The sequence below is a fragment of the Pseudomonas sp. AFG_SD02_1510_Pfu_092 genome (assembly GCF_003331055.1).
In the GTDB taxonomy this organism is placed as follows: Bacteria; Pseudomonadota; Gammaproteobacteria; order Pseudomonadales; family Pseudomonadaceae; genus Aquipseudomonas.
On record NZ_PUQD01000056.1, the window covers coordinates 21,869 to 35,139 of the forward strand.

Genomic DNA, 13,271 nt, shown 5'->3' on the forward strand with positions numbered 1-13,271 from the left:
TCCACCGCGTCGCCTGCTTCGCGGGCTTGCCCGCTCCCACAGGGACGGCGCAGGTCCGCGCTCACGCTGTGCTTGTGGGAGCGGCTTTAGCCGCGAACACCGGCGTAGCCGGTGCCATCCACCGCGTCGCCTGCTTCGCGGGCTTGCCCGCTCCCACAGGGATGGCGCAGGTCCGGGCTCACGCTGTGCTTGTGGGAGCGGCTTTAGCCGCGAACACCGGCGCAGCCGGTGCCATCCACCGCGTCGCCTGCTTCGCGGGTGAACCCGCTCCCACAGGGACGGCGCAGGTCCGGGCTCACGCTGTACTGGTGGGAGCGGCCGTGGCCGCGAACACCGGCGCAGCCGGTGCCATCCCCCGCGTAGCCTGCTTCGCGGGCTTGCCCGCTCCCACGAGGGCTCTGCAAGCCTGACTATCTGCCTACCAGTCCAGCCGCAAACGGCTTTCGAAGTAGCGCTCCTCGCCACTCAGTGGATCCGCAAAACGCAGGCTCTGCGCCAGCAGCTTCAGCGGCCGCTGGTAATCATCCTGTTCATCGAGCAGCCGCGGATAGAACGGGTCATTGCTGATCGCCGCCCCCAGGGACGCCATGTGCACGCGCAACTGATGGGTCTTGCCGGTCACCGGTGACAGGCCATAGCGCCACAGCTCGCCATTCTTCTCCAACACCTCGGCCAGGGTTTCGCTGTTGGCCTGCCCTTCCACTTCATGCATGCGGAAAAACGGCTCGCCATGCACCAGGCGGCTTCTGTGCACCAACGGGAAATCATGCTGCGGCATGGCCGCAGCGATGGCCTGATAGCGCTTGTCGATGCGCCGCTCGGGGAACAGCCGCTGGTAGGCGCTGCGGCTGTGCGGGTTGGCAGAAAACAGCACCAGCCCGGCGGTGTGCCGGTCGATGCGGTGCAATGGCACCAGGTGCGGGTTATCCAGGCGACGGATCAGGCGGCGCAGCAACGTCTGCTCGACGTACTCGCCGGTCGGCGTCACCGGCAGAAAATGCGGCTTGTCAGCCACCACCAGGTGCTCGTCCACATGCAGCACAACCTCCTGCACCGGGATCGGCCGCTCGTTCGGCACCTCGCGAAAATAGTGCAGACGCATGCCACGCTTGTAGGGCAACTGGGCGCTAACCGCCCGCCCCTCGGCATCCAGCACCCGGCCACGGGCGAAGCGGTCGAGCCATTGCGCCCGGTCGATGGCCTTGAAATGGTCACACAGGCAATCGAGCACCGTCACCCAGTTACCGGGTGGCAGGCATACCGTACTGGCTTGCTGGCGAGCGGGGTCGAAAGGCGTGGTCATGGCAGGGCTCGAAACGTTCACGGCCGCGCATTATCCCCCAAGCCCGCGCCCTCAACCAGCCTGGGCCATCGCCTCACAGCGCTCCTTCAGCCAGCGCAGTACCTGCACCGGCTCCCAGCGGCCAGGGTCGTAGAGGGCATACAGCAGCCCCTCGTAACCCACCACATCCAGCCCGCGGTGATAGCCGGCACGCTGGAGCAAGGCCTCGATCTCGGCGAAGCAGGTATTGAAATGGACCTTGCCGAACGGCGTGCGGTCGTCGGTCACCAGGCCTTCGAGGCGCAGTTCCAGAACGGCGTCGGCCACCCGCTCGACAGGCATGCGGTTGACGCTGTACTTGAGTTGCTCGACGTTGAGCATGGCTTTACCTCGATACTGTATTTATATACAGCATACGAATTTCCTCTTGTCGCCGTCAATGCGCTTCATTGCAGCCCCGGCAGGTAACCGCTGCCGCTGCGTATGGTCAGCACCTGCCGCCGCGGCGTGCCACGCGTCACCGACAGGTGCACCCAGCGGTCGTATTCGAGAATGAGTTGGTCGAAGGGCACGGCACTTTCGCTGATCCGGCGCACGACCTCGCGCGGGCTGAACTCGATCACCGTGAAGTCGGCCGCCAGCCCCTGTACATGCTGGCTGTCGGGGCTGCCACCGATCAGCTGGTTGACCCGCGTACTGCGAAAACCACTACTGATGACGACGGGCGCGGCGAACAGCGCGCGTACCTGTTCCAGGGCGCTACACAGCAGGTGCAGATTGGCCCTGGCCGCGGGAGGTGGGGTGTTATCGATTCCGTCCCGGGCAGCGAGCTGGGAAACGGTCATTTCATCGTAGGTGAAATGGGCAGTGATCAACATGACGAGCTATTCCGATGAGGGCGAAGGACACCGGCAGTGGTGTGCCGGCCCGCGATCATCGGCTCGCATCAGCCGCGATGGAGCAGGGTTGCAGCTCCTCTACAGGGATCATTGCTCAAGGAACGCCACCACCTGTTCGGCATCGAACGGCCAGTGCAGCTCGGCACCATTGTCGCAGCGCCGCAGCACCGGAATGATCAGGCCATAACGCTCGAACATCGGCTCGCTCTCGGCGATGTCGACCAGTTCCACCAGCAGGCCATGATCGACGAAGGGCATCAGCACCGCCTCGGCCACTTCGCACAGGTGGCAACCAAGGGTACCGAACAGTTGGCATTCAGGCAGCATGGGGCAAGTCCGGGTTGGCAGTAAGAGAGCCTATTCTAGGTCCGTCCTGCCCACCCTGCACCTGACCTGACTCAATCCTGACTGGTGGCGCCGATACGGTGCAGCGACAGGTCCGCCCCCTGGAACTCCTGTTCGTGACTCAAGCGCAGGCCATGCAACGCGCGGATCGCGCCGTACACGGCAAAGCCACCGGCCAAAGCCACCAACACGCCCAGCAGGCTGCCCAGCAACTGGCTTGCCAGGCTGACCCCGCCCATGCCGCCCAGCGCCGCCTGGCCGAACACACCACAGGCAATGCCGCCCCACACCCCGCACAGGCCATGCAAGGGCCACACACCCAGCACGTCGTCGATCTTCCAGCGGTTCTGCGCGGCGGTAAACGTCCAGACGAACAGCGCGCCGGCCACCAGGCCGGTGACCAAGGCGCCAACCGGGTGCATCAGGTCGGAGCCGGCACAAATCGCCACCAGCCCGGCCAGCGGCCCGTTATGCAGGAAGCCCGGGTCGTTACGCCCGGCCAGCAAGGCCGACAGGGTGCCCCCGACCATGGCCATCAGCGAGTTGATCGCCACCAGGCCGCTGACCCCCTGCAAGGTCTGCGCGCTCATGACGTTGAAGCCGAACCAGCCGATGATCAGGATCCACGACCCCAATGCCAGAAAGGGAATGCTCGACGGCGCAAACGCCACCAACCGGCCCTCGCGGTAGCGCCCGCGGCGCGCGCCCAGCAGCAGCACCGCCGCCAGGGCCAGCCAGCCGCCCATGGCATGCACCACCACCGAGCCGGCAAAGTCATGGAACGGCGCGCCGAAGCGTGCCTGCAACCAGGCCTGCAAGCCCAGGTTGCCGTTCCACACCACGCCTTCGAAGAACGGATAGATGAAGGCCACGATCAACGCCGTGGCGCACAGTTGCGGCACGAAGCGCGCCCGCTCGGCGATGCCGCCGGAGATGATCGCCGGAATCGCCGCAGCGAAGGTCAGCAGGAAGAAGCACTTGACCAGCGCATAGCCATGGTCGGCAGCTAGCACCGCCGCCGGTTGCAGGAAGCTGACCCCGTAGGCTATCCAGTAGCCGACGAAGAAGTACACCAGCGCCGAGATGGCGAAGTCGCTGAGGATCTTCGACAGGGCGTTGACCTGGTTCTTGTGCCGCACCGTGCCCACTTCGAGAAAGGCGAAACCGGCATGCATGGCCAGCACCAGAATGGCGCCCATGAGGATGAACAGGGTATTGGAACCGTGGACCAGGGAGTCCATCGCGCTGTGCATGTTTTCCATGAAATAGGCAGACCTGCTTAAAAAGGCACCAGGACAGTTCAAGAACCTGCATCCCTGCACCGTATCGGTGCCAGCCCCCTGCCCTGTTTCGGTGAGCCGGGCGGAGCCTGCGTGGTTTTTTCTTGGGTTTGTCGTGGATTGGGTTAAGGTTTATCGGTACCCGCTGCGCTGGCGCCCTGAATCGGCGCAATACCCACCCGGGGCGCCCCGCAACGTGGCAAAGCCTTAGCAAGGCTCATACCAGCGCCGGCACTTGAACCTTCGGCGCATGCCGTTACTCGAACTACCAACATTCATCGACAGGGAGACACCCATGGCCAGCAAATCGGCAAAGACTGCACAAGAGATATTGATGGCTGACTTCCAGGCACTGGTCCGCGACACCGAAAAGCTGCTGGCCGATACCGCCAACCTGGCCGGCGACCAGGCGGACGAGCTGCGCGGGCAGATCCACGACCGCCTGGCCCAGGCCCGCGAAAGCCTGCAACTGACCCAGGACTCGGTGCGCGAACGCGGCCAGGCAGCCCTGGGCAGCGCCGAGCAGTACGTGCAGGAAAACCCGTGGCAGGCGATCGGCATTGCCGCCGGCGTCGGCCTGTTGATCGGCCTGCTGGCCAACCGCCGCTAAGGGGTTCCCATGGAGAATGACGCCAACGGTGCCAGCGCCTCGGGCAAGCGCCTGGGTGCGGCTGCGCTGGGGCTGCTGCACAGCCATATCGAACTGTTCGGCATCGAATTGCAGGAGCAGAAAGGCCGCACCCTCAGCCTGCTGCTGTTCGCCGGCCTGGCGCTGGTGTTCGCCCTGCTGCTGCTGACGGCGCTGTCCGGGCTGCTGCTGGTGCTGCTGTGGGACAGCTATCGCCTGGCCGGCATCATCGGCCTGTGCGTGTTCTACGGCATCGCCGCGCTGTACTGCGGGTTGCGCCTGAAGGCTGCGGTGTTCGACGAGTCGTCGCCGTTCGGCGCCACCCTCGAGGAACTTGCCAAGGACCGGGAGCGCCTGTTGCCATGAGCCTGCCAGAACTGCCGAACACCCGTAACCCGCGTGAACTGCGCAAGGCCCTGCTGCGCCTGCGCATGGAAATGCACCGCCAGGAAATCCGCCACGAATCCGCGCAGCTATTGGAACCGCTGCGGCGCGTGCGCGGCATGGGCAGCTCGCTGCACGAAGGGCTGGGCATCAAGCATGCACCGCTGTGGGGCATTGGCGCCGTGGTGGCGCTGGGTTTCCTCACCGGCAAGGGCGTGCGCAGCGGCAACCTGGCGCGGCTGCTGCGCCTGGGCACCACCGTGCTGCCGCTGCTGCGCCTGTACCTGCAAGGCAGCCGCCGCCCCTGACGCCTGAATTGCCCCTGGGGGAGCGGGTTTACCCGCTCCCACGGGGCATCGACCTGCCCCTTGCGCATCTGCACACGACACTGGAAGCTAATGCCTTCGATCCACAGGAGACCGCGCCTTGGACTGGCACACCCTGCTCACCCGCGAACGCCTGGGCAAAGCCCTGTACAGCGCCGAAGAACTTGGGCGCAGCCCTTTTCACAAAGACCACGATCGCATCATCTTTTCCGGTGCCTTCCGCCGCCTCGGGCGCAAGACCCAGGTGCACCCGGTCTCCAGCAACGACCATATCCACACACGCCTGACCCACTCGCTGGAAGTCAGCTGCGTCGGCCGCTCGCTGGGCATGCGCGTCGGCGAAACCCTGCGCGACAGCCTGCCGGACTGGTGCGCGCCCAGCGACCTGGGGATGATCGTGCAGTCGGCCTGCCTGGCCCACGACATCGGCAACCCGCCGTTCGGCCACTCCGGTGAAGACGCCATCCGCCACTGGTTCCAGCAGGCCGCCGGGCGCGGCTGGCTGGACGCCATGAGCGACGACGAACGCGCCGACTTCCTCAATTTCGAAGGCAATGCCCAGGGCTTTCGTGTGCTCACCCAGCTGGAGTACCACCAGTTCGACGGCGGTACCCGGCTGACCTACGCCACCCTCGGCACTTACCTGAAGTACCCATGGAGCGCCCGCCACGCCGACGCGCTCGGCTACAAGAAGCACAAGTTCGGCAGTTACCAGAGCGAACTGCCGCTGCTCGAGCAGATCGCCCGCAAGCTTGGCCTGCCCCAGCTGGACCACCAGCGCTGGGCACGCCACCCGCTGGTGTACCTGATGGAGGCCGCCGATGACATCTGCTATGCGCTGATCGACCTGGAAGACGGCCTGGAAATGGAGCTGTTGCAATACGCCGAAGTCGAAGCGCTGCTGCTCGACCTGGTGGGCGACGACCTGCCGGAAACCTACCGCCAGCTCGGCCCTGGCGATTCACGGCGGCGCAAGCTGGCGATCCTGCGCGGCAAGGCCATCGAGCACCTGACCAACGCGGCCGCCCACGCCTTCGTCGAGCAGCAGCAGGCCCTGCTGGCCGGGCAACTGGCGGGCGACCTGGTCGAACACATGCACGGCCCGGCCAAGCGCTGCGTGCTGCAGGCCAAGGACATGGCACGCAACAAGATCTTCCAGGACAAGCGCAAGACCCTGCATGAAATAGGCGCCTACACCACCCTGGAGATTCTGTTGAACACCTTCTGCGCTGCCGCCCTCGAGCAGCACGGCGGGCGCACCCCGTCGTTCAAGAGCCGCCGGGTACTGGACCTGATCGGCAACAACGCGCCCGACCCGCACGGCTCGCTGCACAGCGCCTTCCTGCGCATGATCGACTTCATCGCCGGGATGACCGACAGCTACGCCAGCGAAATGGCCCGGGAGATGACCGGACGCTCCAGCCCGACCTGAACCCTGCCGATGCAGCCTGGGCATTCGCTGCGGGCTGCACTGCTTAATGCAGGAAACTTCCTACATATATGCACGACAAATTAAACACCCCGAATAAAAACAGATAAAAAGTTACCAATCACACTTTGACATTCAGTAAATCAGGCCAAATTCGTAGCCTGTTTTGTTTTATCGTGTAAGCCATTTCCCATATAGGGCTAATCGCCCTTCCTCGCATGCCCGCTGACTTGCAACTGCGATAAGGTGCCGTCCGTCACCCTCAATCGCCCGCAGGGAAGTTGAACATGCACTCCATATTTATTGTCGACGATCATCCCGTCATTCGCCTGGCCGTCCGTATGTTGCTGGAAAACCAGAATTACAAGGTTGTCGGCGAGTCGGACAACGGCGTGGACGCCATGCAGATGATTCGCGAAACCGCACCCGACCTGGTCATTCTCGACATCAGCATTCCCAAGCTGGACGGGCTGGAGGTGCTCGCCCGCTTCCAGGCCATGGCCCTGCCGCTGAAAGTGCTGGTACTGACCGCGCAGTCGCCGGCGTTGTTCGCCGTGCGCTGCATGCACTCCGGCGCCGCCGGCTATGTGTGCAAGCAGGAAGACCTGAGCGAACTGCTCAGTGCGATCAAGGCCGTGCTGGCCGGTTACAACTACTTCCCCAGCCAGGCAATAAAGCATGACCAGGCGATCGATGCCGATCAGCAACTTTTCCGCCAGGTGAACGACCGCGAACTGATGGTGCTGCAACTCTTCGCCCAGGGCCGCAGCAACAAGGAAATTGCCAAGGGCATGTTCCTCAGCAGCAAGACCGTCAGTACCTACAAGAAGCGCCTCATGCACAAACTGCAGGTCAATACGCTGGTCGACCTGATCGATATGGCCAAACGCAACGCATTGGTCTGAGGCGGGTCATGGCGCAGCTTATCGTTCGCCTGCTGCTCGCCTTGCTGCTGCTCGGCGAGGTGGCACAGGCCGCCCAGAATGAAGCCTCTTCCTATGCCTTGCTGACACGTTCCTCGGCCAGGCCTGTACAGCCTGTGCTCACCGCCGAACAACGGCAGTGGCTCGAAAACCGTCAGGAACTGGTGCTGGGCACCTCGGCCCCGGACTACCCGCCGTTCGACATCACCAGCGGCGGCCGGGATTACCAGGGCCTTACCGCCGAGTACGCAGCGCTGATCGGCAAGGCGCTGCAACTGCCGGTGCGGGTGCTGCGCTTTTCCAGCCGGCAGGCAGCGGTGGAGGCGCTGCGCCACGGTGATATCGACCTGCTGGGCAGCGCCAACGGTTACGAAGCGGCCAGCGATGGCCTGGCGTTGTCGCACCCCTACGCCATCGACCAGCCGGTACTGGTAACGCGCGAGGACGAGAGCCGGGCGCTGGACACGGGCCTGGCCGGCATGCGCCTGGGCATGCTCTACCACTACCTGCCCCGGCAGGAGGTGAACAGAGCCTACCCCAAGGCCAAGCTGCTGGCCTTCGGCTCGTCCAGCCAGGCGTTGAATGCCGTGGCGTTCGGCCAGGCCGATGTGTTCATTGGCGACACCATTTCCACCCACTACCAGCTCAACCGCGGCCACCTGCCGCGCCTGCGCATGGCCAGTTTCGGCAAGCACCAAGCCATCGGTTTCGGTTTTGCCCTGCGCCAGCAGGACAAACTGCTGATGGAACTGGTCAACGCCACCCTGGACAGCCAGCCCCCGGCCATCCGCGCCAGTATCTTCAAGCGCTGGAGCGCCGGTAGCGACCTGCTGCTGACCGACCGCAGGCTGCAACTGAGCGCAGCTGAAGAACAATGGCTGCAGGACCACCCGGTGATGCGCGTGGCAATCGATGACACCGCCGCACCGGTCTCCTATTTCGATGGCTCGGGGCATTTTCGCGGCATTACCGCCGACCTGCTCGAGCTCATTCGCCTGCGCACCGGCTTGCGCTTCGAAGTGCAACGCGCCAGCGGCCTCGCCGACATGATCGCCCGGCTCAAGGATGGCCGCGCCGATGTTGTCGCCGCGCTGGCCACCGGTGGGGTCAGCGAAGACGACCTGCAGATCAGCCGGCCTTACCTGGAAAGCGCCTACGTACTGGTCAGCCGCAAGAACAAGACGCCCTTCACCTCGCTGGAGCAGTTGCACGGGCACCGCATTGCCATCACCCGCTACAGCGCCATGGACGCCATGCTGTCACGGCATCATCCGCAAATCGGCTGGGTCGAGACCGAAAGCGCGTTCTACTCCATGGCTTTGCTCAGCAGCGGTGCCGTCGATGCGGTGATCACCACCCTGATCGACGCCAACCACGCCCTGGCCGGCAACCCCGAACTGGTCATCCGCACCACCGTCGGCAGCGAACCCGCCAGCTTCGCCATGGCCACCCGTGCGCCGTCCCCGGCGCTGGCGTCGATCCTCGACAAGGCCCTGCTGAGCATCTCGCCGGAAGAACTGGGGGTCATCAACAACCGCTGGCGCGGCTTCGGCCTGCACGAGGATGGCAACAGCGAGAGTTACCGCCGGCTGGCGATCCAGGTCGTGCTCGGTACCGCCGTGCTCCTGCTGCTGGCCTTGCTGTGGAACGCCCGCCTGCGCCTGCAGATTCGCCAGCGGCAACGCGCCGAACGTGCACTGAACGACCAGCTGGCGTTCATGCGCGCCCTGCTCAACGGCACCCCCCACCCCATGTACGTGCGTGACCGCGAGGGCCGCCTGCAAAGCTGCAACTCCAGCTACCTGGAAGCCGTGCAGGCTCGCTCCGACGACGTCATCGGCAAACGCCTGGAGCAAAGCCTGTTCGCCGATGGCGAGCAGACCCGGCAGATCCATGCCGACTGCCTGAAGGTGATGGCCGAGGGCAGGCCGCTGATCATGGACCGGCCACTGCGGATCAAGGGCCGGGAGATGACCATCTACCACTGGATCCTGCCGTACCGCGACTCGCTGGGCGAGGTGCAGGGCATCATCGGCGGCTGGATCGACATCAGCGATCGCCGTCACCTGGTCATGGAACTGCGCCAGGCCAAGCAGCAGGCCGACGACGCCAACCGTGCCAAGAGCACCTTCCTGGCAACCATCAGCCACGAAATCCGCACCCCGATGAATGCCGTGATCGGCATGCTCGAACTGGCGGTCAAGCGCGCCGACCAGGGCCGGGTCGACCGCAGCGCGCTGGAACTGGCGCACCATTCGGCCAAGGACCTGCTGGGCCTGATCGGCGATATTCTCGACATCGTGCGTATCGAGTCCGGGCACTTGTCGCTGGCCCCGGAGCCCGTCGACCTGGCGGCCCTGGTGGAATCGGTAGGGCGCATTTTCGAGGGCCAGGCGCGGCAGAAAGGCCTGGCCCTGGAGGTGATGATCGCCCCCGCCGCACGCTGCCATGCGCTGCTCGACCCGCTGCGCTTCAAGCAGGTGCTGTCGAACCTGGTGAGCAATGCGATCAAGTTTACCGAGCATGGCCAGGTGCGTATCTGCGTCGACCTGGTGGAGGACGGCAACAGCCCGCCTGCGGTGCTCGAGCTGGAAGTGCGCGACAGCGGTATCGGCATCCACGCCGACGACCTGCAACGCCTGTTCAACCCGTTCATCCAGGCCAACCCGCACAGCCAGGGCGCCCGTGCGGGTACCGGGCTGGGCCTGGCCATCTGCCGCAACCTGTGTGAAATGATGGGGGGCAGCCTGACCATCAAGAGCCTGGAGGACGTCGGCACCCAGGTGCGCCTGAAGATGCCGCTGCAGCGCGTCGATGCTGCCGCGCAGCCCGCCCCGCTGCTCGAGAACCTCGATGTGCCCGACCCACGGCTGAACGTGCTGGTGATCGATGACCACCCGGCCAACCTGCAACTGATGGCCCAGCAGCTTGGCTACCTGGGCCTGGAGCACACCAGCGCGCATGACGGTCGCGAAGGCCTGGCCATCTGGCGAGCGGGCAACTTCGATGTGCTGGTGCTCGACTGCAACATGCCGCACATGAACGGCTACCAGCTGGCGACCGCCGTGCGCACCGAAGAGCGTCACGGCAAGCGGCCGCGCTGTACCATCCTCGGCTACACCGCCAACGCCCAGCCCGAGGTACGCCGCAAGTGCCTCAGCGCCGGCATGGACGACTGCCTGCTCAAGCCCATCAGCCTGAGCACGCTCAGCCAGCGCCTGGCTGGCATTCGCCCGCGCCGCCAGCAACAACGGCGGCGCAAGCTGTACCACCTGGATGGCCTGGCCGCCGTGGTCGGGCACGACCCGAACGACCGGCAGCGCTTCCTGCAGGCATTGCAGCAGAGCCTGCAGGTCGACCTGGCGGCGTTGATGGCGCTGAACCCGCAGCATGACAGCGGTGCCATCGCCGAGCAGGCGCACAAAGTGCTCAGCGCCGCACGGATGCTCGAAGCCCCCGAGTTGATGGCGGCCTGCGAAGCCCTGGAGGCCAGCGACCTGCCCAGCGCCCAGTTGCGCCTGCGCCGCCAGGCCCTGGCGCGGCACATGCGCAGGGTGGAACGGGCGCTGGCCAGGGAACTGGCCACGGCCAGTTGCACACAGGCAGGCAGCCAGGCGTGTTAACTGGTAGACTGCGCGGCGTTATTACCTAAGAGGATTGTTTCATGGCCACAAACCGCTCCCGTCGTCTGCGCAAGAAGCTGTGTGTCGACGAGTTTCAGGAATTGGGCTTCGAGCTGAACCTGGAATTCAAGGAAGATCTGGATGACCAGGCAATCGATGCTTTCCTCGACGCGTTCCTGGCCGAAGCCATGGACGCCAACGGCCTGGACTATGTAGGCGGTGACGATTTCGGCCTGGTGTGCTCGGTCAAACGCGGCTCGGTCAGCGAAGAACAGCGCGCAGCCGTCGAAGCCTGGCTCAAAGGCCGCAGCGAACTGACCAAGATCGAAGTCAGCCCGCTGCTGGACGCCTGGTACCCGGAAAAGCCGATCAACAAGGCCGAATAATTCCGGCCCGGCTTGATCGTTGAAAAGGCCGCCCCTATTGGGGTGGCCTTTTTTATTGGGGATGCTTTTCCGTCGAACGTGGCGCATCGTCGCTGCGCTTGGGGCATAATGCGAATTCTTTCGTCCTGGGGCCATCATCCTTTATAGCCCCAATGCCCTTTTCCCTCGCCGTAGGGTATGTATTCATCATGATCAAAACGCTTCGTCCCCTCGTACTTGCCGGCCTGCTGTTGCCATTTGCCCTGCCCAGCCAGGCCGCCGCTGTCAATACCACCCTGCCCGCCAAAGTGCAGCAGGCGCTGAAAGCCAACAAACTGCAAGACTCGGCCCTGTCGCTGGTAATGCTGCCGCTGGACGGCCCCGGCACGCCGACCGTGTTCAATGCCGATGTCTCGGTGAACCCGGCCTCGACCATGAAACTGGTCACCACCTACGCGGCGCTGGAACTGCTCGGCCCGACCTTCCAGTGGAAGACCGAGTTCTACACCGACGGCGCCCTGAGCAACGGTGTGCTCAACGGCAACCTGTACCTCAAAGGTGGCGGCGACCCGAAACTGAACATGGAAAAATTGTGGCTGCTGATGCGTGACCTGCGCGCCAATGGCGTGCGCACCATCAGCGGTGACCTGGTGCTGGACCGCAGCCACTTCGTGCAGCCCAACCTGCCGCAGTTCAACGACGACGGCGGCGATGACAACAAGCCGTTCCTGGTCAAGCCCGACTCGCTGCTGGTCAACCTCAAGGCCCTGCGCTTCGTCGCCCGCAACGATGGTGGCAAGGTCACCATCGCGGTCGAGCCGCCGATTGCCAGCATCCACATCGACAACCAGGTCAAGGCGGTGGCGTCGAAACAGTGCTCGGGCGATGTGCGCTACAACCCGGTGCCACAGGCCAACGGCATCAGCGTAACGGTCAGCGGCCAGCTGGGTGACGGCTGCAACTCGCAGACCTACCTGTCGCTGCTCGACCACCCGACCTACGCCGCCGGTGCCGTGCGCGCGATCTGGAACGAGCTGGGCGGCAGTATCCAGGGTGGCGACCGTTTCGAGAACGTGCCCAAAGGTGCACGCCTGCTGGCGCGGGCCTTCTCGCCCGACCTGGTGGAAGTGATCCGCGACATCAACAAATACAGCAACAACACCATGGCCCAGCAGCTGTTCCTGAGCCTCGGCGCGCAGTTCCGCACCGATGCCGATGGCGACGACGCCCGCGCCGCTCAGCGCGTGGTGCGCCAGTGGCTGGCGAAAAAGGGCATTACCGCGCCGCACCTGGTAATGGAAAACGGCTCCGGTCTGTCGCGCGCCGAGCGGGTCAGCACCCGGGAAATGGCCGCGATGCTGCAGGCCGCGTGGAAGAGCCCCTATGCCGCCGAGTTCATGAGTTCGATGCCGCTGGTGGGCATGGACGGCACCATGCGCAAGCGCCTCAAGCGCACCGCCATGGCCGGAGAGGGGCATATCAAGACCGGTACGCTGAACACCGTGCGGGCGATTGCCGGCTTCAGCCGGGACAGCAACGGCCATACCTGGGCAGTGGCGGCGATTCTCAACGACCCGAAACCGTGGGGCGCCTCGCAAGTGCTCGACCAGGTGCTGCTCGACCTGTATCGCCAGCCGAAGCTGGCCGGCAGTACAGCGGCCAATTGATTGCTTAGCCTGTACCGGCCCTTTCGCGGGGGGGGCCCCCCCCCCCCCGGGGGGGGGGGGGGGGGGGGGGGGGGGGGGGGGGGCCCCGGGGGGGGGGGGGGGGCCGCCGGGGGGGGGGCG

The 13,271-nt window shown here is 64.9% G+C and carries 13 protein-coding genes; 8 read left to right on the forward strand and 5 right to left on the reverse strand.

Annotated features, from left to right (window positions below):
• Positions 1 to 418: 418 nt before the first annotated feature.
• From C6A77_RS20320 to C6A77_RS20340, 5 genes are all read right to left on the reverse strand, one after another.
• The gene (locus C6A77_RS20320) at positions 419 to 1,303 is read right to left on the reverse strand and encodes a pseudouridine synthase (protein WP_114171082.1); all 885 of its coding nucleotides are present in this window, start codon (positions 1,301 to 1,303) and stop codon (positions 419 to 421) included.
• Between the two features lie 51 nt (positions 1,304 to 1,354).
• Positions 1,355 to 1,663 carry a transcriptional regulator gene (locus C6A77_RS20325; protein ID WP_114171083.1) on the reverse strand — a complete coding sequence of 103 codons (309 nt, stop codon included), beginning with the start codon at positions 1,661 to 1,663 and terminating at the stop codon, positions 1,355 to 1,357.
• Between the two features lie 65 nt (positions 1,664 to 1,728).
• Positions 1,729 to 2,160: a D-Ala-D-Ala carboxypeptidase family metallohydrolase gene (locus C6A77_RS20330; RefSeq protein WP_114171084.1), complete on the reverse strand. Its 432-nt coding sequence runs from the start codon at positions 2,158 to 2,160 to the stop codon at positions 1,729 to 1,731.
• A gap of 108 nt (positions 2,161 to 2,268) precedes the next feature.
• Positions 2,269 to 2,508, reverse strand: a complete 240-nt coding sequence (locus tag C6A77_RS20335; protein ID WP_114171085.1) for a glutaredoxin family protein — start codon at positions 2,506 to 2,508, stop codon at positions 2,269 to 2,271.
• A gap of 71 nt (positions 2,509 to 2,579) precedes the next feature.
• Positions 2,580 to 3,788 (reverse strand): ammonium transporter, encoded by a 1,209-nt coding sequence (locus C6A77_RS20340; RefSeq protein WP_114171086.1) that lies wholly within the window; start codon positions 3,786 to 3,788, stop codon positions 2,580 to 2,582.
• 313 nt (positions 3,789 to 4,101) lie between these two features.
• Between C6A77_RS20340 and C6A77_RS20345 the strand changes: the two genes are divergently transcribed.
• From C6A77_RS20345 to dacB, 8 genes are all read left to right on the forward strand, one after another.
• On the forward strand, positions 4,102 to 4,416 hold the full coding sequence (locus tag C6A77_RS20345) for a YqjD family protein (protein ID WP_114171087.1): 315 nt from the start codon (positions 4,102 to 4,104) through the stop codon (positions 4,414 to 4,416).
• A 9-nt stretch (positions 4,417 to 4,425) separates the two neighbouring features.
• Complete coding sequence (locus C6A77_RS20350; RefSeq protein ID WP_013971683.1) at positions 4,426 to 4,800, forward strand: phage holin family protein; 375 nt, start codon at positions 4,426 to 4,428, stop codon at positions 4,798 to 4,800.
• Positions 4,797 to 5,126 carry a hypothetical protein gene (locus C6A77_RS20355; RefSeq protein WP_114171088.1) on the forward strand — a complete coding sequence of 110 codons (330 nt, stop codon included), beginning with the start codon at positions 4,797 to 4,799 and terminating at the stop codon, positions 5,124 to 5,126. Before C6A77_RS20350 ends, C6A77_RS20355 begins: the two co-directional genes overlap by 4 nt.
• A gap of 118 nt (positions 5,127 to 5,244) precedes the next feature.
• Entirely contained in the window at positions 5,245 to 6,576 is a 1,332-nt protein-coding gene (locus C6A77_RS20360; RefSeq protein WP_114171089.1) for a deoxyguanosinetriphosphate triphosphohydrolase, read from the forward strand.
• Positions 6,577 to 6,860: 284 nt separating this feature from the next.
• Complete coding sequence (locus C6A77_RS20365) at positions 6,861 to 7,478, forward strand: response regulator transcription factor (protein ID WP_114171090.1); 618 nt, start codon at positions 6,861 to 6,863, stop codon at positions 7,476 to 7,478.
• 8 nt (positions 7,479 to 7,486) lie between these two features.
• Complete coding sequence (locus C6A77_RS20370) at positions 7,487 to 11,119, forward strand: transporter substrate-binding domain-containing protein (protein WP_114171091.1); 3,633 nt, start codon at positions 7,487 to 7,489, stop codon at positions 11,117 to 11,119.
• A gap of 41 nt (positions 11,120 to 11,160) precedes the next feature.
• Positions 11,161 to 11,505, forward strand: a complete 345-nt coding sequence (locus C6A77_RS20375) for a YggL family protein (protein ID WP_004376110.1) — start codon at positions 11,161 to 11,163, stop codon at positions 11,503 to 11,505.
• Between the two features lie 188 nt (positions 11,506 to 11,693).
• Positions 11,694 to 13,151 (forward strand): D-alanyl-D-alanine carboxypeptidase/D-alanyl-D-alanine-endopeptidase, encoded by a 1,458-nt coding sequence (gene dacB, locus C6A77_RS20380; protein ID WP_114171092.1) that lies wholly within the window; start codon positions 11,694 to 11,696, stop codon positions 13,149 to 13,151.
• Positions 13,152 to 13,271 lie beyond the last annotated feature (120 nt).

Coding starts and splice junctions, on each gene's coding strand:
- C6A77_RS20320 (WP_114171082.1), bottom strand. CDS start 1,303: ATGACCACGCCTTTCGACCCCGCTCGCCAGCAAGCCAGTACGGTATGC.
- C6A77_RS20325 (WP_114171083.1), bottom strand. CDS start 1,663: ATGCTCAACGTCGAGCAACTCAAGTACAGCGTCAACCGCATGCCTGTC.
- C6A77_RS20330 (WP_114171084.1), bottom strand. CDS start 2,160: ATGTTGATCACTGCCCATTTCACCTACGATGAAATGACCGTTTCCCAG.
- C6A77_RS20335 (WP_114171085.1), bottom strand. CDS start 2,508: ATGCTGCCTGAATGCCAACTGTTCGGTACCCTTGGTTGCCACCTGTGC.
- C6A77_RS20340 (WP_114171086.1), bottom strand. CDS start 3,788: ATGGAAAACATGCACAGCGCGATGGACTCCCTGGTCCACGGTTCCAAT.
- C6A77_RS20345 (WP_114171087.1), top strand. CDS start 4,102: ATGGCCAGCAAATCGGCAAAGACTGCACAAGAGATATTGATGGCTGAC.
- C6A77_RS20350 (WP_013971683.1), top strand. CDS start 4,426: ATGGAGAATGACGCCAACGGTGCCAGCGCCTCGGGCAAGCGCCTGGGT.
- C6A77_RS20355 (WP_114171088.1), top strand. CDS start 4,797: ATGAGCCTGCCAGAACTGCCGAACACCCGTAACCCGCGTGAACTGCGC.
- C6A77_RS20365 (WP_114171090.1), top strand. CDS start 6,861: ATGCACTCCATATTTATTGTCGACGATCATCCCGTCATTCGCCTGGCC.
- C6A77_RS20370 (WP_114171091.1), top strand. CDS start 7,487: ATGGCGCAGCTTATCGTTCGCCTGCTGCTCGCCTTGCTGCTGCTCGGC.
- C6A77_RS20375 (WP_004376110.1), top strand. CDS start 11,161: ATGGCCACAAACCGCTCCCGTCGTCTGCGCAAGAAGCTGTGTGTCGAC.
- dacB (WP_114171092.1), top strand. CDS start 11,694: ATGATCAAAACGCTTCGTCCCCTCGTACTTGCCGGCCTGCTGTTGCCA.